We start from the raw sequence: 26996 nt of genomic DNA on the forward strand, positions 1-26996 counted from the left end.
TTCGTTTAAGAAATATCCAATAAGTGTTTTTAAGTATTGGTTTAAATATTAACCAATCGCTAAGATAGCTTCCAGATTCTCGCTGTAGTTTCTATTGTTGTTTCAAGCTTTCTAGCTTACCCATCCTAGGGTAAGCTTTTTTTTTGTCTATCGCTTCTCGATTTGCTTTGATTTGACGATTGCAAATTTAAAATAAGATGAATGAGCCTCCATTCATCTTATTGATCAAAATGCTATTTTTTAAGTTTAAAGTTTAAAATAAACGAAACAGCGAAGCCAAATAGTAGTCCCCAAAAAGCTGAACCAATCCCAAAAAACTGAACACCTGATGCACTGAATAAGAAGGTGAGCAGTGCGGCTTCACGGTCTTTGACTTCATGAAATGCAATCGCAATATTATGACTAATCGTACCAAACAAGGCGATCCCCGCTAATGCCACAATAAAAAGATGTGGAAAAGACATCAATAGACTTGTCAGTGTTGCCGCAAATAACCCCATCAAAATATAAAAGAAACCACAGCTCATACCAGCAATATAGCGCTTCGCAGGGTTTGGGTGAACTTGGTCATCCAAACTGACAGCAGCACTGATTGCGGCAATATTCACGGTATAACAGCCAAATGGTGCAAGTAAAGTCTGCGCTGTACCAGTCCAACCAATAAGTTGGTTAACATGGGGTTTATAGCCATAACTTTTAATCATCGCAATCCCTGGTAAATACTGAGATGCCATATTGATTACAAATAAAGGCAGTGCCAATCCGAGAATTGCAGACCATGTGAACTCAGGTGTCATCCATACTGGTTTTGCCAATCCCCAATGTAAGGTTGGAACATGAAACTCCATAAAAAATGGACAAATGATGATTCCAGCGATCACGGTAATCACAATACAATAACGTGCCCATAGCCGTTTAGTAACGATATAAACCGCCAAGAGGCTGAGAATAAATGCCCAGTTATTTTGCATACTGGCAAATAGAGCAATACCAAACTTGAGTAATACGCCTGCCAGCATGGCACTGGTCAAACTCTGAGGAATATACGAAATAATTTTTTCAAATATACCTAAAAAGCCTAGTGTGGCAGTCAGTAAACCACTCACCAAGAAAGCACCAATGGCTTCATAGAGTGAGTAGCCGCTGGCAGTGGCAATGATGAGTGCAAGTGCAGCGGTTGACCATGAGGTGGCAACAGGATATTTGAATTTCCAAGAAAGAATTAATCCTGAAAGACCTATACCTAAACCGAGTGCCCAAAACCAAGAGGTAATTTGTTCAGGGTTTGCGCCAAGTAATTGAGCTGCTTGTATAACGAGTACAGCCGAAACACTGATACCAATTAAGAAGGTAATGAAACCTGCAAATACAGCAGGTATAGAGAAGTCTTGGAGTAACTTTTGCATGATCCCTTGCTTTTAAATTTGATTGAATGGTTGAAAATGCAACCATCATACATGGATCATTTTAAAGCTTATAGGGTTAATTGGAATTAAATAGCAAAAGCAAAAATAAAATTGAATAAATTCTCATTTTGGGAGAATTTGGCTTTTTTAATCTAGAACTGTCTTAGTTGAAAACAATGTATAGTCAAACCACCTAATTATTCATATAAGTGATTTGCATCAATTCATTTTTGGTATTTTTGAATCATAGTTGGTGATCCTATCGTGGGGCGACATGGATGTCGCCGTTGGGCAGGTTACAGGACGTACCTCTCGCCCAGCAAAAGATTTTTGTCCCTTTTTATCTCTAAAAAGGGAGGCATTGCCTACGCAAAGGTATTTAAACGTTGAATGTAAGGTGTGGCATTGCAAACTTTTTATAATTAAGAATTTTTTCATGTGATTGATTTGATTAAAAATATTAATTAAAAGAAGTTGTGTTCTTGTGTCTGATTTTTTTGACAGATTGACTATAGATTACCCATTGATAAAGATTAGATATTACCTTGAATAGAAAGCGCAGTTGATCCAAAAAGAATGCTTTAATCGCGAGATTTATTGAGCTAAATCAGCTTACATCGTTGAAACGGCTAACTTTATTCCAAAAGTACAGAACAGCAAGCCTACACATGCAACACAACCTGCAGCAATTTTGTAGCGTGTATTGAAAAAAGTGGCGAGTTTAACGCCTGAGAAGATCAAGATCGTCAAATAACTCATACTGATGATTTGCAGAATCACTGAAAGTGCCGCAAAACTTAAAGCAGGGTAAGGGTAATCAGGATCGACAAACTGAACAAAGAACGAGAGATAAAATAAAATTGCTTTTGGATTGAGTAAGCTAATGGTGAGTGCTGTTCGAAATGGATGAAATTGTTCGTTAGTTGCAGTATTCGATGTATTTGTTTGCAGCGTTTGTGGTTTGCTCTGCCAAGTTTTGATACTTGCGATCAACAAACGAATACCGAGATAAGACAGATAGCTTGCACCTACAACTTTGAGAATGATAAATAACCATGGAAAAGCGTGTAGTAAAGAGGCAGCACCTAAAACAGTGCAGAGAATCAGGATTAAATCTCCTGTAAATACGCCTAAGGCACCGATATAGCCCGTTTTAATCCCAAATCGAGAGGCAATTGACATCACATACAATGAGTTGGGACCGGGTAAAATGACGATAAAAATAGTCCCTAGTATATATGTCACAATATCGGTAATACCAAACACAACATTCTCACTGTATAAGAAAAGCGAAATAAAAAAGCCGAGCGTTTATGATAACAAACTCGGCTTTAGAGTGTGAGCGATTTTAGTGCAATTTTAACCAAAAGCGCATCTACAATTTAGATTTATATAAATCATTCTAAATACATAGATTAGTCAATAAAATCAGCATCTAGGCCAAAAGATTGACGCAATAATAATGCGAGTTGTTCACGTGCTTTGATAAAACCGTCAATCCCGCTTTGCAATAATTGGAATGCCATTAAATCAGCTTCCAATTGTTGTTTAAATTCTGCTTTAGAAATCTCTTGATGTTCTTGAGCAGTCTGGTCCGTGTCTAAGCTGAGTTGAGAAACCACATGACGTTGATCATTTTTCAATTTTTCAAGCAGACCCGGTGCAACGGTTAAAAGGTCACAACCTGCTAAACCTAGAACTTGGTCAATGCTACGGAAGCTTGCGCCCATCACTTCAGTTTTGATTTGATGTTGCTTGTAGTAATGATAAATTTGTTTAACAGACAATACGCCTGGATCTTTCTCAATTGGATAGCTTTCTACATTTTCAGCTTTTTTAAACCAATCTAAAATACGACCGACAAATGGAGAAATCAAAGTAACATTGGCATCTGCACAGGCTTTGGCTTGGTGTAAACCAAAAAGCAGGGTTAAGTTACAATGAATGCCTTCTGCTTCTAGTACTTTCGCTGCCTGAATACCTTCCCATGTAGAGGCAATCTTGATCAGAATACGGTCTTGGTCGATCCCATATTCTTTATACAATGCAAGTAGCTCTTTAGCCTTGGCAATGGTTTCTTCGGTATTATAGGAAAGGGCTGCATCCACTTCTGTTGAAACACGACCTTCTACAATATTTAAAATTTCGACACCGAGTTTGACGGTGAGAATATCGATGGTGCGTTCGACGAGTGCATCTAATTCATAACCTTCTTTTTTTGCTTGCGCATAGGCATCTTCAATCAGCTCACGACTTTCAGGCTGTTGTGCTGCTGCTGTAATGAGTGAAGGGTTAGTCGTTGCATCCAAAGGGCGAAATTGTTGAATTGCGTTTAAATCACCTGTATCAGCAACGATAGTGGTTAAGCGTTTTAATTGATCTAATGCAGATTGTGTCATTACCGATTATTTCTTAGTTAAAATATTTGTGATTTATTTATAACACAATGCGATTTGAGCAAAAGAGGAAAATGTACTGAAAGGCCTATTATTTTGTATGAATTCTTTGATTTCGAATGTGATTAATCAAAAAACGAGCAGCTGAGCCTAAATTGCTCTCACGACTCCAGACTAAGTCGACAAAATATTCAAATTTTGGTGTGAAATCGAGCAAATCTAAGATTTTTAACTTATGTTTGAGCTCAGGATTTTCATTAAACATTTCTAAGGGAAGTACACCCCAACCCAGTTCTTTTAAAATTAAAGCACATGCTGAGTGGTGATTGTCTGTCCGCCAATAGTTTTTAGAATAAAGCAGTTCGGGTTTAATGGTTCGATCACGACTTGCCACGACAATTTGTCTGGATTGTAGGATTTGTTCAAAAGTAACTTGTTTATGTGCTGATAATGGGTGATGAATAGCTGAAACAGGGACCAAGGCTTCTTTTTTAAATTCGACAAATTGCTCACGGCTTTCAAGTATTTCACGTTCAAACATCAATGCCAGTTGAGCCGTCTGATTCATCAGCATTTTCAGCGCATCTTCTTGTGGTGCGGAGAAGATATTAATTTCTAAAGTTGGAAAATGCTCTCCCAACAGTGCAATGTATTCAGCCCAGTCTGTATGCAGTAATTCTGAAACCACCACGATATTTAATGAGGATTCCAAGCCTTCGCTAAGTGCAATCGCTTGTTGTTTCCACTGGTTCATTTCTACCAGTAGTTGTTCAGTTTTTTCATATAAGCGTTGAGCTTGAGGTGTAGGGATTGGTTCACGTCCCACACGATTAAAGAGTTTTAGATTTAAGTCTATTTCCAAGTTGGCGATAGACATACTGACAGCGGAGGGGACTTTGCCAAGCTGTCGGGCTGCTGCTGAAAATGAACCTGTTTCCATCACCGTTTTAAAGATGGTGAGTTGTTCTTGGTTGATATTCATGCGCTTGGCACCATTCTGTTTAGTTTTTCAGTCATTAAATTTACTCCAATTCACGCAACCTTTCAATAAAATTGAAAGAACCTGACTCGATTGATCAATATTATAAAAATATAATGCATCCATCGAATCAAGAAAGAGTAGTTTTAAATGATGATTTCCAAAAGAAGGGTTATTCATGCATTAAGCTATGAAGTCATCCTGTTGGTGATCATAGCGATTGCATTAAGTTTTATTTTTGAAGTACCAATGGAAGTTACTGGCGTATTAGGTGTTGCAATGGCCGTGACTTCAGTGGTTTGGAATATGGTGTTTAACCATTTCTTTGAACAATTTGAACGTAAGAGAAAACTTAAACGTACCATAGGTGTACGTATTTTACATGCCATTGGTTTTGAGGGTGGTTTGATGTTAGCCACGATTCCAATGGTTGCTTACGCAATGGATATGTCTTTGTGGCAAGCAATTTTATTGGATTTTGGAATGACCACCTGTATTTTGGTGTATACCTTTATTTTCCAATGGTGTTATGACTTGATTGAAGAGCGTATGGGGGCAAAGCCTGTACATTCTTAATTAAGCCTGCGATGCATTTATTTTAAATTTTAGTGAAAATTTCAAATGTGTTGCGATAGAGCTCCCCCTTACTTTTCAATAAAAGTAAGGGGGAGTTTTTTTATAAAAATTTAATTAAATTAATTTTCTGGAAAAATTGTTTGATTATAAAAAAACTGCAATGCCACACCTTACATTCAAAGTTTAAATAGCTTTGCCTAGGCAATGCCTCACTTTTCAGAGATGAAAAGTGACAAAAATCTTCTGTTTGGCGAGGGGTACGTCCTTTACCCCCGCCCAACGGCGACATCCCTGTCGCCCCACGATAGGATCACCATCTATGATTCAAAAGTACAAAAATGAATTGATAACCAATTGTTACTCAAAGTTCATATAAAAACATAAGCTTCATTTATGATCAGTTGCTTGATAGAAGTCACTTGTATAAATAATTAGGTGGTTTGACTATAAGGAATAAAAACTAGGTAAAACATAATCAATAAAATAAAAACCCGTTACACGATCACAGCTCAGTTTAAACAAACTTTTGCAAAAGATAATTGAATTCAATTTGTTTTGTAAAATTGTTCGCCTACAATAGGGTCTGTTAACATTTCATAAATGGCTTGCGTTGTAGGCTAAAATTGAGCAGGCAAGGCATGAAACGAAGAGAATAGCGAGACTATTTTCGAGTTTCATAACACAGACTGAGATAATTTTAACCACAACCCTTCGGGACTAGAGTTTTTTTGTCGCTACGTCGTTACGAACTACTCATTTAGCTGACTAAATTTCGTATTTCGTGCCTCGAATCGTCTAAAAAAACTCGTTGTCGCAAACATAGAAGAAGTGTCAACAGACCCTAATAAATTCAATATATGTAAGAGATGGATTGAGGCAAACAAATATGGTGCAGACAGTTCAGGAGCAGCTGCCACATAGACACCAGCTTGCTGCTCAAGAATTACTTCAGGTTTCAGCAAATTTAAATAAGATTTATCTTGATCAATTTGACTATTTGTCCGAGATTACTGCGCACAACTTTTTCCAGTTTGATCCACAGCAGCATAAATTCAGTCTGGCAAATCAGTTACTCAATATCTACTTTGATGAAGAAAAGGGTTTAATTTTTGCTTTAAATTTTGAAAAGTTACCGCGTTGTTTAGAAAATAAAATCAATATCAATCGTTTTGTTCAATATTTCTCAGAAAATATTTATTTTTATACAACAAAATATCATGAGATACATCCGACTGATTTAAAGACCAAAGCCCAAATCATCCGCCAAACGCTGATTGAGCAGGTTTTTGAGTGGGTGGATGGTGAAAATCGGGTAGAGCAGTATTTATATAATATTAGTGAAGCAGATGCAGAGCGTATTGATCAAATTTTGCTGCACTATGAATATTTTGATTATGCCTATGTTTCTGATTTTGCCAAATATGGTAAAGCGATTCCTTTAAGTGTTGAGATTAACATTAAGCATTTAGTGCTGATTAATTCTGTATTGGGTCAGGAGTTTTTACCGATTCAGTCATTGCTACCCAAATTTCAACAGGCCATTTTTTCTTTAGATCAGTTTATTCCAGCGCATTATTTGCGTATTTTAAAGATTTTCCACCCAGAATCATTACGCTTACACGAACTCAGTCAGTATTTTGCAAGTTATCAACTACTGGCTGTACATGCTCAAGAACAACCGCAAATGCTTGCTTATACAAAATATATGAAACGGGGCTTTTGGCAATATCAGGATTTATTGAGCAAGCAGCACTTTTTACAAAAAGATGCTGAATATTGGGAACAGGATCAAGTTCCACAATTTCCAATTTGTAGTCTTAAGCGCACTGCAAATTGGCTCTTTAAACAAGATGAACAGGTCAATGATTGGATGAGTCGACATATAAAGGATCCCAATGTCAGGATCACAATCACAGCATTAAGTCTGATTGATACTTCAAAGATTTATCCTGAAGTCACTCTAAGTGTTTTAAAGTATTTTAAAAATATTGCAGCACGGCTATTTTTAACTGAATGTCACTCTTTTGCAATTACAAATGAATGGCAAAATCATCCAAAGAACAATCGTTATGATTTTTTAAAAACAGAGATTGAAAATAAATCGAATAAGAAAATAATTTCTAATTCTTATTTATATATCGAAGAATGGTTGGATTTCGCTGCGTTGATGTTAGCGGATCAACCACAGATGTATAAAAAAATATACCTTAAGATAAATCGTATCATTCAAGCATTTATGCTGTTTTTACAACATATTGCTCAGAGCTTACCCAAGCAACTGATTAAATTTATTGATCCGCAACGACAACAACATGCTGAATTTTTTATTCAGTTGCAAAAGCACAATATAACAGTCGATGATTTTCGTAAAAAACTGAAACACATGCAGATCGGTCGTGCATCTAACCATAGTATTTACGACAGCTTTGTTTTGGACTATGTGATGCATTTATTTAATGATCATCACGATATTGAGCGGAATGTCACTTGGCCTGGTCTATATCAGCAAGCACAGCGTTGGCATCAACATCATTATTTTGTTGATACCTTGTCGACACTTAAAGAAAAAATAGATGTAGAGCATTGGGATCGTGTTGCACCAATGCAAAAGATTTATTTTGAAGAGTGGTGCTATGAAGAACTGAATAGCCTAAAACGAATTATTCAAGAGTCGTTGGTGTTTAAACACTGTTTGGCATTGTCCTATTGTGCGCGGATTGTAGATCGTGAATATGTAGCATTTCATGTATCGAAAGTTGATGATGCGACTCAGGAAATGACTTTGGGTTGTTATTATAAATTAGGACGTTTGGTCTTTGATCAATTGCGTTTACCCAATAATCATATTCCTGATGAGTTTTATATATTGAAAGCTCAAGCTTTTATTGAAGATGTAAATCAGCATTTAAAATGGAAAAGCAGTATTCAACCCAATGAAGAATTGGGAAACTTATAGTTTGACGTAGATGAATTTTGAGTGAGCGACTCGGCTTTAATTCACTTTTCATGATGCATTTGGCTTAACTTTTTATGCAAAAATCGTTAGGCTATAGCCGTCCCATCCTGTTTAGGTAATTCAAGGCTGTTATGAAACAAGAAACTGCACTCAAACTTATGAAAGCGGGTGAAAATGTCTTTTTGACTGGATCTGCTGGTGCAGGAAAAACCTATACGCTTAATCAGTACATCAATTATTTAAAAGCACGCAAAGTCCCTGTTGCAATTACAGCATCTACGGGGATTGCAGCAACACATATGAATGGCATGACGATTCATACTTGGGCAGGCATTGGGATCAAAGATACGCTGACGGATGATGATTTAAAGCGTATGAAAGAGCGTAAATACTTAAAAGAGCATTTAGAAAATGCCCAAGTCTTGATCATTGATGAAATCTCAATGTTACATGCCAAACAGCTTAATTTAGTCAATCAAGTTTTAAAATATTTTAAAGAATCTGATGATGCTTTCGGTGGTATTCAAGTGATTGCGGCCGGAGACTTTTTTCAGCTGCCACCTGTAGGAAAAAATAGCGAACTAAATCGAGATAAATTTTGTTTTATGTCAACCGCTTGGGTTGAAGCAAAGTTTCGTGTTTGCTACCTGACAGAGCAGCACCGTCAAGATGATTCGGCTTTAAATGATGTACTCAATGCGATTCGTGCCCAAAATATTCAGCCACAGCATATTCAAGCGCTACAAGATACCCGTAATCAAGACATTGGTGATACCTACACACGCTTATATACCCACAATATGGACGTGGATAGCATCAACTTTCAGCATCTCAATGCGATTGAAGGCGATGATCATCAATTTGTAGCGGTCACAGATGGTAATGAAAAGCTGATTGAAACATTGAAATCTTCTGTACGTGCGCCTGATGAGTTGACGCTTAAAAAGCATGCCAAAGTTATGTTCGTTAAAAATAACTTCGATATGGGCTATATCAACGGTAGTTTAGGTGAAGTTATTGGTTTTGAAGAAGACGATGAACTGGGAATGTTGCCTAAAGTCAAAATGACCGATGGTACAACCTTGTTGGTTGCGCCAGAAACATGGTCTGTTGACAATGAAGGTGGTAAAACCATCGCCAGTCTACAACAAGTACCATTACGATTAGCTTGGGCGATTACTATTCATAAATCACAAGGGATGACCTTGGAAGCTGCGGAAATCAACTTAAGCCATACCTTTGAAAAAGGTCAGGGTTATGTGGCTTTATCCCGGCTTAAATCGATTCAGGGTTTAAGATTGTTAGGTTTTAATGATCAGGCGTTGGAACTGGATAGTCTTGCAATTAAAGCAGATAGCCGTTTTCAAGAGTTATCCAATGAAGCCGAAGTGCATTATGCAGATTCAGATTTAACCACACAGCATAATGCCTTTATTCGTCATTGTGGCGGGACGTTAAATACCACTGAAATTGAACGTAATGAGAAGAAGCTGGCGCGTAATAGTGGTAAAACTAATTATGCTTCAGCAACACTTGATGAAACACGTGAATTGTTTGAAAGTGGCTATGAGATTCAGGATATTGCGGTTGAACGTGGATTAACTCCTGCGACAATTATCAATCATTTGGCTCGTTTACATCGAGAACAAGGTTTGGATATCTCGATTGCAAATCCTGGTGAAGAAGTTGTAGAAAAAATTCGTGTGATTTATAAAAAATTGAAGAAACGTCAAGATCCAAGTCATTTTAATGATGATGGTGCGATTAAATTACGTCCAATCGTTGATTTAACCAGTCCAAAAATGGGCTATGATCAAGTACGTTTGGCATTGTTATTTGTTGAGTGAACCAAATCAAATTTATAAATTATGCATATTTATTTTTTATTTGAAATTGCTGAAATTTCAAACATTCAAGTTGGTCTGCAAATATTTATTCGTAATCATCTTGCTTGATATCATCACTCTTGAAACCTAATCTTTAAGAAGTTAAGCATTATACACTCAATAATATGGATGTTATTGAAGTGTTAAACTTATGTAATAAATGCTGAAATCTGTTATCGATCTTTAGGATTCCATATTTAGAAATTTATAAAATGCATGCAGCATAAAGTATCAATGATAATGTTTTTTACACTAAAATATTGCTGATCTTTATAACCACAGCAACATATGCCGAAACTGAAAAACAAGTCGCCTGTAGTAAATTTAGAGATATCGCTTATTATTTTGTTAATCAGCAACAAAATGGAAAATCAAAAGCTGAACAAATCGCTTTTGTTGATACTTATGGTGAAAAAACGGGTGATGAAACAGAATACTTAAAAATAATGCTGAATTACATCTATGAAAATATTGAAATAGTCGCAGACATAAACAAACAAGAAAGCATTGCTAATTATTTTGGTGATTTGGATTACGCGCAATGTATTGAAAAAATATAAGCCATATTTCAACTGATCACGTTAATTTTACAGTTTTTTTATATGTTAATGCTATAATTCTGACCAATATCCAGTACTTTCAAACGGTTAATACGATGCCACAAATGTTTATTGATTATTCTGACAATATTCAGAATTTAGATAAAAAGAAATTGATGTTGGGTTTAAATCATGCACTGTTTGATACAGGTTTAGTGGGGCAAGCACATGATATTAAATCCCGTATTCAATCAGTTTCGGATTATTTGATTGGCTTTGGGGATGAAAGCGGCGAGCAGAGTAATCAAGCATTTATTTTTGTACGTTTACAAGGTCTAAGTGGTCGTACTGAACCACAAAAAGACTTAATGACTGAAAATTTATCGCAATTTTTACAGTCATTTGAAGGTTATTCTGCACAGGGTTTAGAAATTCAGCTCTGTGTAGAGTTTGCTGAAATGCCACGAGAAATTTATAAAAAAGTTTTTGTACAAAAATAATCAGCTTGGGGCTTAAAAAATAAGCCCCAATCTTTTACTTATTCACTTCTGAGTTCGCATATTGCTTTAACCAGTTTTGGATATCGCGCTTGTAACTCAGCACCATTGAGTAAATCTCTTTCAATCTCGCCAGCTGCAAAATCATAGTGATGTTCTGGATATTGTAAATATACCGCATCACGAATCTCAGACTCTTCTTCATTTTCATGATGAACGCTATATGCCTCATCAGCAACATAGAGTAGACCCTCAGCCCAAGTATCGCCTATATCAAAACTATATTTTCCGCTAACAAAGTTTTGAATATCTTCTTGTATGTCATCAAAGAATTCCTTACCTTTGAGGATTAACCAACATCTAAAATAAATAAAACCATCATCTGATAGATAAGCATCGAAATTGAAAATACCATCTTTTTCAGTAAAATCAGATTCTAAAATTGTCGAGAGTTCTGCGATTTCAGCACTATAGAGTTGTGAGAGTTTGAGCTGGAGTGTTTTTTCAAAAGTAATCAGTTGTTGTTTATCTAATTGAGATAAATATTGCACAAGATCTTGTAAATGCTGGTCAATATCATAGTCAGACCAGTGAGCATCTTTGTTATGATTCGACTGGTCTATTGCGTCCCAAAACAATTTTTCTTCTTCTCGTAATGACATCAGTGATTCCATAGGTTTAAGCTTAATTTTAATGCTAAAAAGTAAATTTATATGTTTAGTCTAAAGACTTAAAACTTCTATGTCTGCATATTGCCAAATTTTATCTGCACTCATTTGATATATTTCATCTAAAAATGCGACATTAAAGCTTCCAACAGCTTGGGCTTTTTCAAAAGCCAGTTTTCCTGCAATCGCAAAATGGATATGTGCAGAGATTGTTGCAATCGTGGCTGTTGTGACTGCACTATACGCAGCAATTAATGCCCCTAAAGCGCAACCTGTTGCCGTGACTTTAGGTTGTAAATAGCTTCCACCATTGACCTGAATCACGCTATTGAGCTGTTTAGAAAGGATAAAGTCAGATTCACCAGAAATTGCAACACATTCGGTATGGGTTAAAAGTGCTAAAGCCTGTAAATACACTTCATTGCTTGACACAGTACTGTCTACACCTTTGGATTCAACTTGATTACCTGCAAGTGCACTGATCTCTGAGGCATTACCACGAATAACAGTCGGTTTAAGCAAAACCAATTGATCAACCATTTCACTGCGCCATTTGAGAAATGCACCATAACCAACAGGGTCGAGAACCCACGGTGTATTTTTACTTGCTACAGTTTGTGCTGAAATTTGCATGGCCTGCATTTGTTCAGAGGTCGGCGTTCCCACATTGATACTTAATGCCGCAGTAATAGAAGCAAAGCTTTCCGCCTCAAATGGGTTATCAATCATCGCAGGTGAAGCCCCAGCAGCCAATAAGACGTTGGCTGCATAATTTGCTGCAACACTGTTGGTAATACACTGTACTAAGGGCTGTTGAGTTTGTAACTCAGTCCAAGCATCCACAACTTTTTGTAAAATGACATCAGTGTGGGTATGAAGTTGATCCGTTTGAGAATGTGTAATATTTTCAGGATGATTCATAAATGCTCCTTACTGAGTAAAATAGTGGTCTTGGTGTTTGCAACTGCGACAAAATAATGTCACATAATTTTGTGCATCATACTCAACCGTTAATTCGTTTGAGCCACAATACATACAGCGCTTTTGTGAATAGAAATTTAAGCGTGGTTCAATCTTTTTCCAAGATTTCCACACAGGTTGAAAGAAGATACCTTCATCGTAGCCCAAAAACCGATAAAACAGTATTTCACTCATCCTACTCAATGGAATATTTGGTGGGCGTGGTAGGGTTGATGTTTCCCATTTTTCAGCAATTGCACGTTCTCGATATTGTTGCACTGTTTTCTTGAGAATATTGGTATTAATAAAGTTTTCGTTACGAACTTGTAGCGCCTTTTTTTGATATAGATATTCAAGTGCAGTCTGAATGAGATAGAAAATTTGTCCAACAGCCAATGTGTCGAGTAGGTGATAACAGAAGATTTGGAAGTTTTTATTGCCCGAAATCTGGATACCCCACGTGCGGCAATAATGTTGGGTAAACTGTACAATTTCTTGATACAGCACAACATAGAGTGCATTTTTGACTTCTTCGGATGTTTTAAATGGGATACCTTGGCTTAGATTTTCATAGAACCAGTGGCGTAGTTGTGTTGCGATACTAAACATACTCGGTTCGGAATAACCATCCAAACGGACATTGATATAGTATTGATGTGCATCATCACTAAAATCTTTGGCAACAAATACATTGTCTTTAATCAGTTGATTGAGAAGTTGACTTTGGAAATAGTAATTGGGGGTAATTGGGTGATATTTAATCACTTCCCAATCAATAAACTCTTGATGGTTGGTATTTTCATGCACCTGATTGTCTAAAATACTCAGTAAAAATAACTTATGTAAAAAACTGAGTTGGTCTAAACCTAGTTCAAAATTATCTTTTTTCTTTAGCTTACGGGTTTCTTGCAAGCGAGTTTCTTTAATCATTTTACGCCGTTTGCTTTGGCATGTTTCACAATGACAGTTACGTTGATTGTTTGGAAAAACTTGATGATTGCAATGGCTACATTGGTGAAAACTGACTTCTTTCTCAAATTCTTCAGCTTCAACATAATACATACTTGCCTGACAAAGCGGGCAAAATGTACTTTCATCCAGCTGTTTTTGCAGAATTTGAAGCATAGAGATAAATATATAAATTATTAAGGACTTTTCATTATACACATCTATATAGATGAAAGCTGATTGCTTAAAATGAATGTATTATAAAATATACATATTCGATGATGATTGAACCCATTGTATGATTATTCAATGATATTCAAAGACTAAATCTCAACGAACGAATCCAGTTGAGTGCAAGTTTAGATGTTTCGGAATGGGATCATTTTCTAATCTTTCCATCTGGTATGCATGTAGAATGCCGTTATGGTATTTTCTTGCTCAAAGCACTTAAAAATATTCAAATTGATCCGATTGAGAACCGTTATATGGGGCGCCTCGTTGCGTCAAAACATATTGACCATTCAGAATTATTGCAGGATAAAATAGCGCAGTCTGGTTTACATTATTATTTTGAAAAGCAAATATTTGTAATCCCTTTGCAAAAGTAACAATGTGGGGCTTTGGGGAAATCAAGCTTGCATGGTTTAGTAGTTTATATGGTTTAAATGCGGTAAATAGAACGTATCTATTGATTCTATTTACCGATAAAAGGTGATTTAAACAATAATCCTAACGCTTAGCTGCCTTAATAAGCAGCAGGGCACGGTAATTCAGAATCCTCAAAATGCTCCATTTTAGCCTGAAGCAATGCCTTGGCTTTTTTAACTGGAACTTTGTGCTGTCCTAACATTTCATATTGTTTTAAAAGCGCAGTCACTTCACTGGTTTTTAAAGGAATTCCTTCACAAGTCATAAACATCGCAATAACCTGATGATCTAACTTCGCTTTATCCAGCATTTGCATCGTTTTAATGTTTTCAACACGGACTATATGGTCTTTAAAAATCATGTTGCACCTCATTTTTTGTTGAGTATTTTTATTGTGCGATATACACAACATTAAACAAGCAAAAACTGTGCTCAAAATGTAGTCGCTTTGAAAAAAGTGTAATGTTGTGCATCGTGGGGTTTAATGCTTTATCGTGCGCCTACTGGTTGGTATAAGCCATTTCCTCTACCAATCTCTGCTTGATAGATGGGTATCCATGGCGCAAAGAATATATTTTGTTTCCATTCATTTAGCACATTGAAACCATTGCGTGCAATCGCAATACGATGTTGTACATTGGCCAGATTGGTTGCGGTGAATGGTGCGCGTATAATCAGATAGGGGGTGAAAATTAATTTAAATTTATTGATGCCCACAAAAATATCACCACGTAAGCCTAAGTTCTCTAAACTCAGTGAGAGCATAAAATCATTAAGTTTAGCAAAATCACGCATTAATGGCTTATCCCACATCGGTTGTAAAATTTTCTCCTGTTCATGGATACCAAAGCTAATGGCTGCATTTGTAGCCAGTTTTTTAAATTTTGATGAATAAATACCTGATCTAAGCGCTTCTTCATCCGCGATTTTTTGTAATTGAAACGCTTGAGTCAGGGTAGATCCATAGCCAGTCAGTTGTTGTGCTAACACCAAAGCATCATAGTGTTGATGCATAATACTGAGTCCACCAATATCTGCCATCACATTGGCTTGCCCATTAATTAATTCATTATTGGCTTGGGCAATGGTGGACTGTAATGTTGGTACATTCATCCCCGCAATAATGATGTTTTGACCATTGGTGACATTTAAGGGATCTAAAGCATTGGACAATGAGAAGGTTAATGCGTACGTTGAACGGACATCATTGGCTACAAAAATCCCCAGATTTGGCCAGAAGAATTTTGGGTTATTACGACTGAGTGCATCGTAATACATCAAAATAAAAGCATTAGTTGCCAACACTATTTTTTGTTGTGACTGGTTGCCATAAGTATTTATCGCCAATTGTTTGACCGTAGAAAATTGTTGACGAATTTTGCTACGAATATTTTCGTATTGTTGAATGGTGGAGGTAATAGACGGATCGTATAAAAAGGTTTGATTATTGGCAATGTTGTAAAGTTGCTGGTACAGATTTTTTTCAGATGTATTGAGGTTGCGTTGTGCCATATTGGCATTCATATTGTAGGCAAGTTTTGACAGTTGTGCTGGGCTTGCTTGAGTGGCATAGCTGGTTGCTGCCATTGTTTGTGTGGCATAAGGTACGACAAAAACAGTTGTAATACCGATGATACATCTCGTTAATATTGCTTTAGATCTGGATATGGTTTTCTTATTCATGGGGAACGTCCTGTTAATTTGTTTTTTTGAATTATGCTTATTTTGAATGTGTGCTATTCAAAGGGTATAGGGTCTGCTGATAATTCGTCTATGTTTGCGACTACGTGTGTTTTTTAGGTGATACTAGGCGCGAAATACGAAATTTAGTCATTCTAAATAAGTAGTTCGTAACGACGTAGCGGCAAAAAACACACTAGTCCCGAAGGGTTGTGGCTAAAATTATCTCAGCCTACGTTATGAAATTCGAAAATAGTCTCGCTATTCTCTTCATTTCCTGCCTTGTCTGCTCAATTTTAACCTACAACGCAAGCCATTTATGAAATGTCAACAGACCCTAGTTATAAATAAGAAAAAATAATTTTAAAATGTGCGTTCAGGACAAGCAGATGAATGGTTTTTCCAGTAAATGATAAAATTATGTGATAAGTAAAATGAATATAGTTTCATTATAAAAATCAGAACAAATCGCCATTGTCATAAAACTGTCATCACGACATTGCATAGTGCAATAAATTTTACATATTTTTGACATAAGAGTAGAGCAATATGGCTTTTAAATACGGCGTTGCTGCATTAGCTTTAATGCTAAGCGGATCAGTTTTTGCAGCAGTCACCTTATCTGCGCCAGAAGAAATTGTAGTATTGGCGGTGAACGATCAAGAAGTGAATTCAGGTTTAATCCGTAAAAAGAATGAATATAAAGTCGATGCAGGTCAAGTTGCGGTAAGTGTTCGTTATCAACAATATTTTGAACATTTAAATGGTGAACATGACATTTTAAAGTCGGGTGTGGTCACAGTGACAGCGCCAGATTTAAAAGATGGTCAAACTTATAAAATTGCTTTAGTAAATCCACCTCAGCGTTTTGAAGATGCAAAAAAATATGCAGAACAACCAACGATTGCGATTTATGACAATAAAAACCGTCTCGTGGTGCAGCAGACTGGTGTAAATACTGAAGCGAAGCCTTGGTTAGGTTCTGGTTTATTTGGCAAAGTGATTGATTTAACTTCAAGTAAAAAAGCGCCAGTAAATCAACCAGCAGCTGTATATGCAACAACGACAAGCCAATCACCAGCAGCAACCACAGTTAGCAAGACCACTCAAACTGTGAGTGACGCCAATTCAGCAGATCGCCAATTGATTCAAATCTGGCAAAATGCAAGCAAGGCTGAACGTCAGAAGTTTATGACTTGGTTAGCTGAGCAATAATTTTAAGTAAATCTGAAAGACCATTTCGATGGTCTTTTTTTGTGTTATAACAAAGTGTGTTTTTGAAAAAAAAGAATAAAAATGTTTGAAAGTTTTTTGATGTCAGATGATTTTCTTTATACCGCAGCGATCATTTTTACCGTTATTGGTTTATTTGCTTTTAGCTGGATTCCATATCGAGCTTATTGTATTACAGCGCAACTCATTCAAAATAAATCTAATATTTTCCATTTTCTAGCTTTCTTTGCTAGTTTAGGTATTTTATATATCTGGTCAATTTCATTTTATAGGCTGATCTTTAAATGTATTGCGGGCACTACCCAAATGCATTGTTCTGCTAGTCGAAGTGGAGAATTGCTAATTCTCATTGAGGTTGCCTTATCACTGGTCATTTTTGAATTGGTCTTATTTATCTTCAATTTTTTAAAAAGCAAACTGTATGCAGCTTAATTTTAGAACAGCACGAATATCTGACATTACAAATTTAGTTGATCTGATTAATTCTGCTTATCGACAACAAGAAGGTCGTAGTTGGACCAGTGAATCAGAAATTGTCACGGGTGATCGAATCAATGCCAAGCAATTAGAACAAGCCTTGGCTCAGGATAATTTTCAGTTATTTGTTGCTGAATTGGATGAGCAAATTGTCGCATGTATTGGTTTGACTTTTACCCAGCATGATGTGGAAATCGGCACATTTTGTATTGCAGCTCAATTACAAAATCAAGGTATTGGCAAATATGTTTTAGATTTTGCTGAACAGTATGTGCATGACAAGGTTCTATCCAACCATTGTCATTTTACGCATTTCGTTATGTGGGTTTTAAGTGTACGTCATGAATTGATTGCTTATTATCAGCGCCGTGGCTATATACAAACGGGTATAGTGGAGGATTATCCTTTAAATGCAAATGTAGGCATACCTATTGTAGATTTGCATTTAATCGAAATGAGAAAGAGTGTCGCGAGTAAAGCTTCATCCAATTAAAATAAAACCCTGAGTAAATCAGGGTCTTATTTTTTCAAATTTAGGACTTAGCTAAAGAACCAAGTGTAATAGCCCCATAGCATGAGTGGCCATGCGACATAGGGACTAAATAACCATTTCCATAACCAAAACTGTGGCAGAAATCCTACCCCATGTATAAAGCCACCTGAAATACCAATCATCACCATCATGAGCGCACTATGGTTATAGTGACCATTGGCATCAAGCATTGCGCCAGGGTGAATCAACAATACCGCAGCAAGAGGCAATGCCATCAAAAACGAAATGGCCATTGCAAACTTATTCGGCTTTCTTTGTTTTGTTGTCATTGCGATCTCTGTCATGGTTTATTCCTCATCCAAATCTTGATGATGTTCAATATAGAGTGCACTTAACACACCTGCAAAACACGCCATCAAGATCCCAAGAATCCAAGCGAAATACCACATAAATATTCTCCTATTTGCTTAGACACAGCCTTAGTACAGGCTGTGTGAGTTATCTTGAACATGTTTGTTGGTGATAACGCCCCACATTTTGTAATAACACCATGTGGTATAGATTAAAATAATGGGCACAAATATAGAAGCAACCACAGTCATTACTGTCAATGTATTCTTACTTGAAACCGCATCCCACATGGTTAAACTTACAGTTGGGTTAATACTTGATGGCATTAAGAAGGGGAACAGTGCAAAACCAGCAGTTAAAATTGAACCCGTCACCGCTAAGGTAGAACCTGAAAAGCTGACGCCAGCTTTGTTTTTACCAGCACCAAAGATAATCAGGATTGCGCCAAGGATTGCAGAAATAGGTGCAAGCATGGTGATTGGGTAAATTGAATAGTTATTCATCCAACCATGATTACCCGTTGTTAATACTTCTTTCGCAAGCGGATTGGCAACAGCATTGGTATTAAATGGTTGTACCAAAGTATATCCTTCGATGCCACCAAAATATAACCAGGCACCCACGCCCAAGAAGGTAACTAAGAAGAGTATACCCATCAATTGTGTTGCTTTAGCAGAACGTTGACGTAATACACCATCTGTACGCAGCATTAACCATGCACCACCATGTGCACACAGCATCGACAAACTTACTATACCGCAAACCAATGCAAATGGATTAAGCAGGGCAAAGAAGCTACCTGTATAAGTTGAACGTACAGTCTCATCTAAAGTAAACGGGACGCCCAAGAACATATTACCAAATGCAACACCGAAAACCAGCGCAGGTACAGCACCACCGATACATAGGCCCCAATCCCAAGAATTACGCCATTGGGTATTTTGCAGTTTAGAGCGATAGTCAAAGCCAACAGGTCTAAGGAAGAGTGCAAATAAGACCAGCAAGAGCGCCCAATACATACCGGAGAAAGCCGTTGCATAAACCATAGGCCAAGCAGCAAATAGTGCGCCACCCGCAGTCACGAACCAAACTTGGTTACCTTCCCAATGCGGTGCAATGGTATTAATTGCTGCACGGCGTTCATCATCAGTTTTACCTACAAATGGCATCAGTGCCATTGAGCCCATATCGAAACCATCTGTGAGGGCAAAGCCAATCAGTAGAACACCGACTAAAACCCACCAGATAATTTTGAGAAGTTCATATTCGATCATGATTGATTCTCCCCAGTTTGAGCTTGCTGAGCTTCAAGTTTCTCGAAGTGATATTTACCTGTATGTAAAGAGCTTGGTCCTAAGCGTGAGAATTTGATCATTAAATACATTTCGATAATCAATAACACTGTATAGAACGCGGCTAATGCAATGATTGATCCCCATACATCGCCAGTACTTAAACTTGAGGCAGAGAGATGTGTAGGTAAAACTTCACCAATAGTCCACGGTTGGCGACCACCTTCTGCTACATACCAACCTGTTTGTGCTGCAATCCAAGGTAATGGTAGTGCAAACAATGCAAATTTAAGTAACCATGGTTTATTTTCTGCATTACGTTTTGCCACAGCAAATGTTGCAAGGATAAACAGGAGTAGCATCAAGAAACCAGAAGCGACCATTGCACGGAAAGAGAAGAACAATGCGGTTACATTTGGAATGGTATCTTTTGTTGCTGCTTGAATATGTGCTTCAGAAGCATCTGTTACATTTTCAGTATATTTTTTAAGAAGTAAGCCATAACCTAAATCTTTTTGGTTTTCTTTGAATGATGCCATCAGTTCAGGCGAACGGTCACCAGCACGAAGTTTTTCGAGTTCGCTATATGCCACCATACCATTACGGATACGTGCCTCATGTTGAACCATCAAGTCTTTAAGTCCTGTGACTTCTTTATCGAGTGAACGTGTGGCAATAATACCCATTGCATACGGGATTTTTATAGCATAGTCAGTACGTTGTTCTTCCTGATTTGGAATACCAAATAAAGTAAATGGCGCAGGTGCTGGATGTGTTTCCCACTCAGACTCAATTGCAGCCAACTTGGTTTTTTGAACATCACCAAGCTCATAACCAGATTCATCACCCAATAAGATGACTGAAAGTGTAGACGCTAAACCAAAGATTGCAGCGATGGCGAAAGAGCGACGCGCAAATGGTAAATCACGTTTTTTCAATAAGTAATAACTTGAAATGGCGAGAACAAAGATTGCGCCAGTGACATAACCGGCAGACACTGTGTGAACAAATTTCACTTGAGCTACTGGGTTAAAAATCAAAGCACCAAAATCGACAAGTTCCATACGCATGGTTTCAAAATTAAATTCTGAACCGACAGGATTTTGCATCCAACCATTGGCAACTAAAATCCATAATGCGGATAAATTCGAACCCAGCGCAACTAACCATGTCACACTTAAATGTTGAACTTTTGAAAGGCGATCCCAGCCAAAGAAGAATAAACCAATAAAAGTTGATTCTAGAAAGAATGCCATCAATCCTTCAATGGCAAGTGGCGCACCAAAAATATCACCCACATAGTGAGAGTAGTACGCCCAGTTTGTACCGAACTGGAATTCCATGGTCAGACCAGTGGTTACACCTAAAGCAAAGTTAATACCGAAAAGTTTGCCCCAGAATTTGGTCATGTCTTTATAAATTTCTTTACCAGAAATCACATAAGTGGTTTCCATAATGGCAAGAATAAAAGCTAGACCTAGAGTAAGTGGTACAAATATAAAGTGATACATCGCGGTCATTGCAAATTGGAACCGCGAAAGATCGACCACGCTTTCAGAAATCATCAACGTGTCTCCTTGATTTGGGAAGGACTGCCAGCAATACGCTCAGCAACTTGGTTATCAAAATCTTTAGGAATAGTCGGCGCATCAAACCAGATATGTTTGATCGTCATTAAAAGGGCAATCTTAATTATTAATATGACTGCAATTTCTCTGACAAGCCGATGGTTTAAATCGTTAGGTTTTAAGCTCATGCGTTAAGCCTATTATTTAAATATGCTTATATTATTAAACAAAACGCAACAAGAAATAAATAGATAAAACAGTTAAAATAAAAATATATTATTAAATTTAAATTAAACAATAACTTAAAAATTTGTGCTGTTAAAAAATATACTAATTTATACTGATTTTAAAGTTGATTAAAACACTTGTAATTAATAAAAATAAAACCTAGTAAAATAGTATTGTTTAGATTTTATTAAACCAACCAAATCGGTTTGAATTAAATTTGGTGAAAAATTATTCCGATTAAAATGGTTGGTTTAAATTTTTGTTGAGTTTATTATTTTAGAAAAAATCTAATTGAGTAACAAATATGGGGGGAACAATAATCGTGATTTATGCTTAAATTTTAGTCATAATTAAAAGTTAAAAGATGTTTCTATTTTGATAGTTGGGTATTTATTTGATTATGTACAACTTCATCTATATTTGGATTTTTGCTAAAGTTCAATGATTTAAATTCTTGTTCATTTTATCTAATAAGTTATAACTGATTGAGCTGAAAGGAAATCACCATGAAATGTTTAGTTGTTATTGCTCACCCTGTAACTGATAGCCTTTGTCAAAGCTTGGCGAAGACCGCAATAGCGACTTTAATTGCCAATGGTCATGAAGTTGTGGTTGAAGATCTGTACGCCTCTGGTTTTTCACCCGCACTGACAGATGAGGAACGTCAAAGTTATTACAGTCCTACATTTGATCAAACTGCTGTCAAAGAGAATATAGATGATTTACTTTCCGCAGAAGCTTTAATACTGGTCTTTCCGACTTGGTGGTTTGGTTTTCCTGCAATACTGAAAGGCTGGTTTGATCGTATTTGGGCTCCTGGAGTTGCTTATGATCATGCAAACGATTTGGGTGCAATTCAACCTAAACTCGACAACCTAAAATACACATTGGCGATTACTTCATTGGGTTCAGCTTGGTGGGTAGATCGTTTGGTACTTTGGCAACCCGTAAAACGCATATTGAAAATCGCATTATTGAGTACCTGCGCACCAAAATGTCATTTTCAAATGTTGTCACTGTATAAAGCTGAATCACTTACTCAAGCTCAAATTGCGTCATTTTGTGCACGGATTGAAGCTAAAATTGCAAGTTGGCCAAAATGAGGGCAAGTTATGATTAGATTCAGCTGGAGACGTAATAAAGGTATTGGACGTGCTCAACCGAGTCAGACTTTTAATACTGATCTGAACTAAATAGATGATTTGAGATCGAAATTTTCTTGGCAATATAATGTGATTTTCTAAAACGTATTAAGATGATTTGCGATTGAAATTCTAATTCACCAAATTCTGGTTCGACTTGGATATAGTGCAGTTGTCCATTTTCATCACGGACCCGTGCTTGAGCTGAAAACCCAGGTCGTGCATTACCACTAGAGACTGTAGCCAATCGTCCAAGCAAGTCAACTTGATTCAACGTAACTTTAGGTTTTATCACCTGATCCAAACAATGAATCATAAACACGGTGAAGAAGATTGCAATTACCAATGCGGGTAAAACTACATAATACCAAGCGGCAAATACTTGTTTGCTTGCAAAGATAGAAAGCTGTAAAAAATAGCCTGCAAAACTAAAATTCAATAATAAAAAAACGAAAATAAGTACTTTGGAAAATTTAACTTGTAACAGGGGCGACTCAATGAGCCAATCTGGTGAAATTTTTTTCAGAAAGGTACTTGGCCGTAAGCCGATATAGTAGCCAAAAGTTTCTGCCATACTCAGCAGAATTAAAGCCAAGACACTGAGGTGAAAGGGCATTAATTCATGTTCAAATAAGAATCCAAGCATGGCAGTTTCCAACCTTATTCGTCCTCGATGTAGATACCACCATCTGAATGGACTGAAATATTTACTTTTTCAAGTTTATCACCCAGACATGGTCCTGAAATACATTCACCTGTTTCAACTTCAAACAAAGCACCATGCGTCGAGCATTGAATATATTCGCCGTCTTGGTCTAAAAACTGATTTTCCAGAAATTCCAGTTCAGTTTGTAGATGAGGGCAGACATTTTGGTAGGCATAAAATGCGCCATCACGTTGAGTGATAAAAATGGTATCGCCAGTCATTGTGTCAAACGCACGTGCCTTACGCTCTTCAATTTCATCGGTCATTGCAATTTTTTCAGACATTTATGCACATTCCTTTTTGAACGTTTCGAGTAGATTTGCGTATTCTGCAACGTCTAGGCGTGGTCCAAACTTAGACACCACTTCACTTGAAATAAGAATAGCAAGTTGTGCCGCGGTTTGTAAATTTTCACCATTATTTAAAGCATATAAGAAAGCACCTGAGAATGCATCACCAGCACCATTTGCATCGACTGCATTTACTTTACGACCTTGAACATAAAAATGCTGTTTTTGATCTGCGACTAATGCACCTTTTTCACTGAGTGTAATCACCACATCAGTACTTAGTGTTTTTAATTGATTCAACGCAGCTTCTACAGAGTCAGTTTCTGTATACATCATGGCTTCTTGTTCATTACAGAAAATTAGATCCACACCATCATCGATTAATTCATTTAGACCTTGGCGTGCATATTGCACCATTGCAGGGTCAGATAGGGTTAATGCGATTTTAACCTTGTGATCACGAGCAATTTGACGTGCTTGTTTTACCGCTGCGCGTGCTGAATCACTTGTAGACAAGTAACCTTCGATATATAACCATTGCGCTGTTTTTAAAGGTTCAAAATCCATTTGTAGATCTGAAAGTTCTGCGGTAATGCCGAGATAAGTTTGCATCGTACGTTCTGAGTCTTCACTGACCAGAACCATACATGTACCCGTAACACCTTCACTGATCGATTTTTTCGAAGTTTTGATCCCTGCATCATTTAAACCATCGAGATAAATTGTGCCTAGATCATCATTTCCAACACGGCACGCATAAAATGCTGAAGAACCTAATGCACTGAATGCCACTGTGGTATTGGCAGCTGAACCGCCAGATGCTTGACCTTTATAATTTTGACTGGCTTTTAAATTATTGTATAGCCGAGTTTGAGATTTACCATCTGCGAGTTGCATGGTACCTTTTTGCAAATTTTGTTCAGCTAAAAAGAGATCTGATACTTTAAATTCTTGGTCAATGAGCGCGTTACCAATTGCAAAAAGGTCAACTGTAGCCATGTTCTTCATCACATCAATGTTAAAAACATAAAGTTTACACGAATGCTCAGCTTTACAGTAGTTTGTTGAAAAAATTTCAATTACATTTGTCAAATATGGTTTGTTGGAATTTTACAAGCTGCTTGTGCTGAACAAAACCTGTTTTTGAGACGATTATTGCGTAGTTTAAGCCATTGTGTTGATCAGTGTGCGTGATTAAATTAGATTGTTTCAATGTGATTGATTGAGATCGCTCGGCTAGGTTTTGTTGAGAAATAAACATAGGCATCAAGCTAAAACTGTCTACAAACCCTAAAACATATTGGAGGTTGAGTGAATATTTTAATTCAACAGGTAGATCAATTGCCTGCGCAAATTCAAGATTTAGCCGTAGTTGCTGAAAAAGAAGGGTTTCATTTTATTCAACGTTTGGTTGATGAGTTTCAGCAAGGCAGCAATAGATTTAATCGACATGGTGAATTTTTATTGGTTGCGTTTGATGGAGATAAACTGGTTGCATGCGGTGGTTTAAATATTCAAATCAGTGAGGATGGTGATACAAAGCAGAACTCAGAAACTCAGCATAAAATTGGTCGGGTACGCCGTTTCTATGTATTGCCTGAATATCGCAAAACGGGATTGGGTAAAAGTTTATTGCTCGAACTTGAAAAAAGAGCAAAATCTAATTTTTCTGCCTTGTGCTTAAGTAGTGAAAAAGACGCAGCGCCATTTTATCAAAAGCAAAATTATGTTTTTGTCTCAAATCACCCAAATTATAATTACTTTAAATATTTAATTTAGTGAATTTGGAAATCCCTTGGTCTATACCTCTAACTCTGAGCAACAGCATCATTTGAAAATGGTGCTGCTGAATTACAACGATAGGCTTTAAGGTTATGTTTATTTTTGGAGATTATTGGTGTTGGTCTGCAAAAATAGTTTTCGTGGTAAAAATACTAAAAAAATAGCCTAAGCAATTCTTTTCTATAAAAACTTTTCAAGCTACATCAGACATACATCCGCTTTGGTGAAGTATTGATAAGCGCTAAATACAAATGATGACTCAGTTTTTAACAGGGTAAAGTGACTTTTATCACGTTTTTAATTCTATTTTAAGTCGAAGCATAGAATATAGCTTTTAACGCATAATTGCTGAATAAATCAAATGAAGCAAAATGATTTAGATGTACTGATTTCTAAAGTTCCGCAAGTCACATTACTGTTTTGGATCACCAAAATCTTTGCAACCACTTTTGGTGAAACGGCTGGCGATGCTGTTTCAATGTCACTTAATTTAGGGTATTTGGTCGGTACCTTTATCTTTGCTTTTATCTTTATCGCTTTTGTCTATTTTCAAATTCGAGCTAAAGCTTTTCACCCCTATTTATATTGGTTTACCATTATTGCAAGTACGACAGTGGGCACGACACTAGCAGATTTTGTCGATCGTTCACTGGGTATTGGTTATTTAGGTGGAAGTACGTTATTACTCAGTTTGGTATTGTTGACTTTATATGCTTGGTACAAAGTCGAAGGAACAATTTCACCACATATCAATCAGCCTCGTGCAGAACTGTTCTATTGGTTAACCATTACCTTTTCACAAACTTTAGGTACTGCACTGGGGGATTGGTCATCAGATACAGCAGGACTGGGTTATAGCGGTGGGATTGTGCTGTATGTAGTTTTGATTCTCATCGTCATCGCCTTGTATTTATTTACAAAAACTTCAAGGGTTATTTTATTCTGGAGCGCATTTGTGCTTACTCGACCATTAGGCGCTGTGGTTGGTGATTTTCTGGATAAACCGATTGATCATGGTGGATTAGCCCTGAGTCGTTTCACAGCATCGGCTGTATTATTGATTGCGATTTTCATCTGTATTTTTATCGCTCAGCGTTGGGATACAGAAAAAACATAAGTATTACTAATTTAAAAATATTGAGTTAAAAAGTTAAGTTTTACAGTGATGATCGAATCCTTTGATCATCACTTTTTTTATTGATCGCATTGCGTATTCTTGATATTTCAGCAGCAAGTCACGGTTAATCCTGATTGATTTACTAAGAATTAGTGTTAGGAATGAATCGCATTTATTT

The 26996-nt window shown here is 36.9% G+C and carries 29 protein-coding genes; 12 read left to right on the plus strand and 17 right to left on the minus strand.

Annotation, left to right across the window (positions count from 1 at the left end; all coding sequences use genetic code 11):
* Window positions 1–233: 233 nt before the first annotated feature.
* From ACQ7EO_RS09360 to ACQ7EO_RS09375, 4 genes are all read right to left on the minus strand, one after another.
* Window positions 234–1406: a benzoate/H(+) symporter BenE family transporter gene (locus ACQ7EO_RS09360; protein ID WP_434279446.1), complete on the minus strand. Its 1173-nt coding sequence runs from the start codon at window positions 1404–1406 to the stop codon at window positions 234–236.
* Between the two features lie 612 nt (window positions 1407–2018).
* Window positions 2019–2672, minus strand: a complete 654-nt coding sequence (leuE, locus tag ACQ7EO_RS09365) for a leucine efflux protein LeuE (RefSeq protein ID WP_434279447.1) — start codon at window positions 2670–2672, stop codon at window positions 2019–2021.
* A 149-nt stretch (window positions 2673–2821) separates the two neighbouring features.
* A complete protein-coding gene (gene tal / locus ACQ7EO_RS09370) occupies window positions 2822–3805 on the minus strand; it encodes a transaldolase (protein WP_034618363.1) in 984 nt (327 codons plus the stop codon).
* Between the two features lie 88 nt (window positions 3806–3893).
* Complete coding sequence (locus ACQ7EO_RS09375) at window positions 3894–4784, minus strand: LysR family transcriptional regulator (RefSeq protein WP_034618362.1); 891 nt, start codon at window positions 4782–4784, stop codon at window positions 3894–3896.
* A gap of 147 nt (window positions 4785–4931) precedes the next feature.
* Here ACQ7EO_RS09375 and aceI point away from each other — a divergent pair, with 147 nt between their 5' ends.
* The 5 genes from aceI (at window position 4932) to ACQ7EO_RS09400 (ending at window position 11238) form a co-directional block, all read left to right on the plus strand.
* Window positions 4932–5357, plus strand: coding sequence for a chlorhexidine efflux PACE transporter AceI (gene aceI / locus ACQ7EO_RS09380; protein WP_004822192.1), 426 nt, complete (start codon window positions 4932–4934; stop codon window positions 5355–5357).
* Between the two features lie 886 nt (window positions 5358–6243).
* A complete protein-coding gene (locus ACQ7EO_RS09385) occupies window positions 6244–8313 on the plus strand; it encodes a hypothetical protein (protein WP_434279448.1) in 2070 nt (689 codons plus the stop codon).
* A 131-nt stretch (window positions 8314–8444) separates the two neighbouring features.
* On the plus strand, window positions 8445–10160 hold the full coding sequence (locus tag ACQ7EO_RS09390) for an AAA family ATPase (RefSeq protein ID WP_434279449.1): 1716 nt from the start codon (window positions 8445–8447) through the stop codon (window positions 10158–10160).
* A 299-nt stretch (window positions 10161–10459) separates the two neighbouring features.
* The gene (locus ACQ7EO_RS09395; RefSeq protein WP_434279450.1) at window positions 10460–10759 is read left to right on the plus strand and encodes a hypothetical protein; all 300 of its coding nucleotides are present in this window, start codon (window positions 10460–10462) and stop codon (window positions 10757–10759) included.
* Between the two features lie 95 nt (window positions 10760–10854).
* Window positions 10855–11238, plus strand: a complete 384-nt coding sequence (locus ACQ7EO_RS09400) for a 5-carboxymethyl-2-hydroxymuconate Delta-isomerase (protein ID WP_434279451.1) — start codon at window positions 10855–10857, stop codon at window positions 11236–11238.
* Between the two features lie 38 nt (window positions 11239–11276).
* On the opposite strand, the gene ACQ7EO_RS09405 is transcribed toward ACQ7EO_RS09400, so the two are convergent.
* Genes ACQ7EO_RS09405 through ACQ7EO_RS09415 form a run of 3 tightly spaced genes read right to left on the minus strand, consistent with a single transcriptional unit; the run spans window position 11277 to window position 13988 of the window.
* The gene (locus ACQ7EO_RS09405; protein ID WP_303576820.1) at window positions 11277–11897 is read right to left on the minus strand and encodes a DUF4240 domain-containing protein; all 621 of its coding nucleotides are present in this window, start codon (window positions 11895–11897) and stop codon (window positions 11277–11279) included.
* Between the two features lie 60 nt (window positions 11898–11957).
* Entirely contained in the window at window positions 11958–12824 is an 867-nt protein-coding gene (gene thiM / locus ACQ7EO_RS09410; protein WP_034618096.1) for a hydroxyethylthiazole kinase, read from the minus strand.
* A gap of 9 nt (window positions 12825–12833) precedes the next feature.
* Window positions 12834–13988, minus strand: a complete 1155-nt coding sequence (locus ACQ7EO_RS09415; protein ID WP_004822186.1) for a hypothetical protein — start codon at window positions 13986–13988, stop codon at window positions 12834–12836.
* A gap of 170 nt (window positions 13989–14158) precedes the next feature.
* Here ACQ7EO_RS09415 and ACQ7EO_RS09420 point away from each other — a divergent pair, with 170 nt between their 5' ends.
* Window positions 14159–14419, plus strand: a complete 261-nt coding sequence (locus ACQ7EO_RS09420; RefSeq protein ID WP_244012827.1) for a DUF6678 family protein — start codon at window positions 14159–14161, stop codon at window positions 14417–14419.
* A 137-nt stretch (window positions 14420–14556) separates the two neighbouring features.
* Here ACQ7EO_RS09420 and ACQ7EO_RS09425 read toward each other — a convergent pair whose 3' ends face one another.
* Window positions 14557–14820 (minus strand): hypothetical protein, encoded by a 264-nt coding sequence (locus tag ACQ7EO_RS09425; protein ID WP_004822185.1) that lies wholly within the window; start codon window positions 14818–14820, stop codon window positions 14557–14559.
* A gap of 128 nt (window positions 14821–14948) precedes the next feature.
* Window positions 14949–16142, minus strand: a complete 1194-nt coding sequence (locus ACQ7EO_RS09430) for a hypothetical protein (protein WP_314335819.1) — start codon at window positions 16140–16142, stop codon at window positions 14949–14951.
* A gap of 546 nt (window positions 16143–16688) precedes the next feature.
* On the opposite strand from ACQ7EO_RS09430, the gene ACQ7EO_RS09435 reads away from it, so the two are divergent.
* The 3 genes from ACQ7EO_RS09435 to ACQ7EO_RS09445 all read left to right on the plus strand — a co-directional run bounded on the left by ACQ7EO_RS09435 (window position 16689) and on the right by ACQ7EO_RS09445 (window position 18342).
* Window positions 16689–17354, plus strand: coding sequence for a YccT family protein (locus ACQ7EO_RS09435; protein WP_034613883.1), 666 nt, complete (start codon window positions 16689–16691; stop codon window positions 17352–17354).
* An 81-nt stretch (window positions 17355–17435) separates the two neighbouring features.
* A complete protein-coding gene (locus ACQ7EO_RS09440; protein ID WP_434279452.1) occupies window positions 17436–17804 on the plus strand; it encodes a hypothetical protein in 369 nt (122 codons plus the stop codon).
* Complete coding sequence (locus ACQ7EO_RS09445) at window positions 17794–18342, plus strand: GNAT family N-acetyltransferase (RefSeq protein ID WP_434279453.1); 549 nt, start codon at window positions 17794–17796, stop codon at window positions 18340–18342. Before ACQ7EO_RS09440 ends, ACQ7EO_RS09445 begins: the two co-directional genes overlap by 11 nt.
* A 47-nt stretch (window positions 18343–18389) precedes the next feature.
* Here ACQ7EO_RS09445 and ACQ7EO_RS09450 read toward each other — a convergent pair whose 3' ends face one another.
* Genes ACQ7EO_RS09450 through cydP form a run of 5 tightly spaced genes read right to left on the minus strand, consistent with a single transcriptional unit; the run spans window position 18390 to window position 21741 of the window.
* The gene (locus tag ACQ7EO_RS09450) at window positions 18390–18686 is read right to left on the minus strand and encodes a cyd operon YbgE family protein (protein ID WP_004719673.1); all 297 of its coding nucleotides are present in this window, start codon (window positions 18684–18686) and stop codon (window positions 18390–18392) included.
* A gap of 3 nt (window positions 18687–18689) precedes the next feature.
* Window positions 18690–18791: a cytochrome bd-I oxidase subunit CydX gene (gene cydX / locus ACQ7EO_RS09455; RefSeq protein ID WP_002120988.1), complete on the minus strand. Its 102-nt coding sequence runs from the start codon at window positions 18789–18791 to the stop codon at window positions 18690–18692.
* Window positions 18792–18821: 30 nt separating this feature from the next.
* Window positions 18822–19967: a cytochrome d ubiquinol oxidase subunit II gene (cydB, locus tag ACQ7EO_RS09460; RefSeq protein WP_434279454.1), complete on the minus strand. Its 1146-nt coding sequence runs from the start codon at window positions 19965–19967 to the stop codon at window positions 18822–18824.
* Window positions 19964–21550 carry a cytochrome ubiquinol oxidase subunit I gene (locus tag ACQ7EO_RS09465; RefSeq protein WP_004719676.1) on the minus strand — a complete coding sequence of 529 codons (1587 nt, stop codon included), beginning with the start codon at window positions 21548–21550 and terminating at the stop codon, window positions 19964–19966. The genes cydB and ACQ7EO_RS09465 overlap by 4 nt, the downstream gene beginning before the upstream one ends.
* Window positions 21550–21741, minus strand: coding sequence for a cytochrome oxidase putative small subunit CydP (gene cydP / locus ACQ7EO_RS09470; RefSeq protein WP_434279455.1), 192 nt, complete (start codon window positions 21739–21741; stop codon window positions 21550–21552). The genes ACQ7EO_RS09465 and cydP overlap by 1 nt, the downstream gene beginning before the upstream one ends.
* A gap of 546 nt (window positions 21742–22287) precedes the next feature.
* On the opposite strand from cydP, the gene ACQ7EO_RS09475 reads away from it, so the two are divergent.
* On the plus strand, window positions 22288–22884 hold the full coding sequence (locus tag ACQ7EO_RS09475) for an NAD(P)H-dependent oxidoreductase (RefSeq protein ID WP_434279456.1): 597 nt from the start codon (window positions 22288–22290) through the stop codon (window positions 22882–22884).
* 70 nt (window positions 22885–22954) lie between these two features.
* Here the strand turns inward: ACQ7EO_RS09475 and ACQ7EO_RS09480 are convergent, their stop codons facing one another.
* From ACQ7EO_RS09480 to ACQ7EO_RS09490, 3 genes are read right to left on the minus strand one after another with little or no spacing between them, the layout of a single operon-like run.
* Window positions 22955–23569, minus strand: a complete 615-nt coding sequence (locus ACQ7EO_RS09480; protein WP_004822174.1) for an OB-fold-containig protein — start codon at window positions 23567–23569, stop codon at window positions 22955–22957.
* 14 nt (window positions 23570–23583) lie between these two features.
* Complete coding sequence (locus tag ACQ7EO_RS09485) at window positions 23584–23895, minus strand: Rieske (2Fe-2S) protein (protein ID WP_162242519.1); 312 nt, start codon at window positions 23893–23895, stop codon at window positions 23584–23586.
* Between the two features lie 18 nt (window positions 23896–23913).
* Complete coding sequence (locus ACQ7EO_RS09490) at window positions 23914–24918, minus strand: adenosine kinase (RefSeq protein WP_434279457.1); 1005 nt, start codon at window positions 24916–24918, stop codon at window positions 23914–23916.
* 312 nt (window positions 24919–25230) lie between these two features.
* On the opposite strand from ACQ7EO_RS09490, the gene ACQ7EO_RS09495 reads away from it, so the two are divergent.
* Window positions 25231–25698 (plus strand): GNAT family N-acetyltransferase, encoded by a 468-nt coding sequence (locus ACQ7EO_RS09495; RefSeq protein WP_004822170.1) that lies wholly within the window; start codon window positions 25231–25233, stop codon window positions 25696–25698.
* A gap of 364 nt (window positions 25699–26062) precedes the next feature.
* Window positions 26063–26818: a COG4705 family protein gene (locus tag ACQ7EO_RS09500; protein ID WP_004822168.1), complete on the plus strand. Its 756-nt coding sequence runs from the start codon at window positions 26063–26065 to the stop codon at window positions 26816–26818.
* The last annotated feature ends 178 nt before the right edge of the window (window positions 26819–26996 follow it).

Source organism: Acinetobacter sp. CE-15 (assembly GCF_051059255.1).
GTDB classification, from domain to species: domain Bacteria; phylum Pseudomonadota; class Gammaproteobacteria; order Pseudomonadales; family Moraxellaceae; genus Acinetobacter; species Acinetobacter guillouiae.

What these genes read in the sequence shown, in the direction of transcription:
- ACQ7EO_RS09435 (WP_034613883.1), top strand. Translation starts at nt 16,689, where the DNA reads ATGGCTTTTAAATACGGCGTTGCTGCATTAGCTTTAATGCTAAGCGGA.
- ACQ7EO_RS09415 (WP_004822186.1), bottom strand. Translation starts at nt 13,988, where the DNA reads ATGCTTCAAATTCTGCAAAAACAGCTGGATGAAAGTACATTTTGCCCG.
- tal (WP_034618363.1), bottom strand. Translation starts at nt 3,805, where the DNA reads ATGACACAATCTGCATTAGATCAATTAAAACGCTTAACCACTATCGTT.
- ACQ7EO_RS09375 (WP_034618362.1), bottom strand. Translation starts at nt 4,784, where the DNA reads ATGAATATCAACCAAGAACAACTCACCATCTTTAAAACGGTGATGGAA.
- ACQ7EO_RS09440 (WP_434279452.1), top strand. Translation starts at nt 17,436, where the DNA reads ATGTTTGAAAGTTTTTTGATGTCAGATGATTTTCTTTATACCGCAGCG.
- aceI (WP_004822192.1), top strand. Translation starts at nt 4,932, where the DNA reads ATGATGATTTCCAAAAGAAGGGTTATTCATGCATTAAGCTATGAAGTC.
- ACQ7EO_RS09390 (WP_434279449.1), top strand. Translation starts at nt 8,445, where the DNA reads ATGAAACAAGAAACTGCACTCAAACTTATGAAAGCGGGTGAAAATGTC.
- cydX (WP_002120988.1), bottom strand. Translation starts at nt 18,791, where the DNA reads ATGTGGTATTTCGCTTGGATTCTTGGGATCTTGATGGCGTGTTTTGCA.
- ACQ7EO_RS09405 (WP_303576820.1), bottom strand. Translation starts at nt 11,897, where the DNA reads ATGTCATTACGAGAAGAAGAAAAATTGTTTTGGGACGCAATAGACCAG.
- ACQ7EO_RS09500 (WP_004822168.1), top strand. Translation starts at nt 26,063, where the DNA reads ATGAAGCAAAATGATTTAGATGTACTGATTTCTAAAGTTCCGCAAGTC.
- ACQ7EO_RS09485 (WP_162242519.1), bottom strand. Translation starts at nt 23,895, where the DNA reads ATGACCGATGAAATTGAAGAGCGTAAGGCACGTGCGTTTGACACAATG.
- ACQ7EO_RS09475 (WP_434279456.1), top strand. Translation starts at nt 22,288, where the DNA reads ATGAAATGTTTAGTTGTTATTGCTCACCCTGTAACTGATAGCCTTTGT.
- ACQ7EO_RS09480 (WP_004822174.1), bottom strand. Translation starts at nt 23,569, where the DNA reads ATGCTTGGATTCTTATTTGAACATGAATTAATGCCCTTTCACCTCAGT.
- ACQ7EO_RS09385 (WP_434279448.1), top strand. Translation starts at nt 6,244, where the DNA reads ATGGTGCAGACAGTTCAGGAGCAGCTGCCACATAGACACCAGCTTGCT.
- cydP (WP_434279455.1), bottom strand. Translation starts at nt 21,741, where the DNA reads ATGAGCTTAAAACCTAACGATTTAAACCATCGGCTTGTCAGAGAAATT.
- ACQ7EO_RS09360 (WP_434279446.1), bottom strand. Translation starts at nt 1,406, where the DNA reads ATGCAAAAGTTACTCCAAGACTTCTCTATACCTGCTGTATTTGCAGGT.
- ACQ7EO_RS09445 (WP_434279453.1), top strand. Translation starts at nt 17,794, where the DNA reads ATGCAGCTTAATTTTAGAACAGCACGAATATCTGACATTACAAATTTA.
- ACQ7EO_RS09400 (WP_434279451.1), top strand. Translation starts at nt 10,855, where the DNA reads ATGCCACAAATGTTTATTGATTATTCTGACAATATTCAGAATTTAGAT.
- cydB (WP_434279454.1), bottom strand. Translation starts at nt 19,967, where the DNA reads ATGATCGAATATGAACTTCTCAAAATTATCTGGTGGGTTTTAGTCGGT.
- ACQ7EO_RS09425 (WP_004822185.1), bottom strand. Translation starts at nt 14,820, where the DNA reads ATGATTTTTAAAGACCATATAGTCCGTGTTGAAAACATTAAAACGATG.
- ACQ7EO_RS09465 (WP_004719676.1), bottom strand. Translation starts at nt 21,550, where the DNA reads ATGATTTCTGAAAGCGTGGTCGATCTTTCGCGGTTCCAATTTGCAATG.
- thiM (WP_034618096.1), bottom strand. Translation starts at nt 12,824, where the DNA reads ATGAATCATCCTGAAAATATTACACATTCTCAAACGGATCAACTTCAT.
- ACQ7EO_RS09450 (WP_004719673.1), bottom strand. Translation starts at nt 18,686, where the DNA reads ATGACAGAGATCGCAATGACAACAAAACAAAGAAAGCCGAATAAGTTT.
- ACQ7EO_RS09430 (WP_314335819.1), bottom strand. Translation starts at nt 16,142, where the DNA reads ATGAATAAGAAAACCATATCCAGATCTAAAGCAATATTAACGAGATGT.
- ACQ7EO_RS09490 (WP_434279457.1), bottom strand. Translation starts at nt 24,918, where the DNA reads ATGGCTACAGTTGACCTTTTTGCAATTGGTAACGCGCTCATTGACCAA.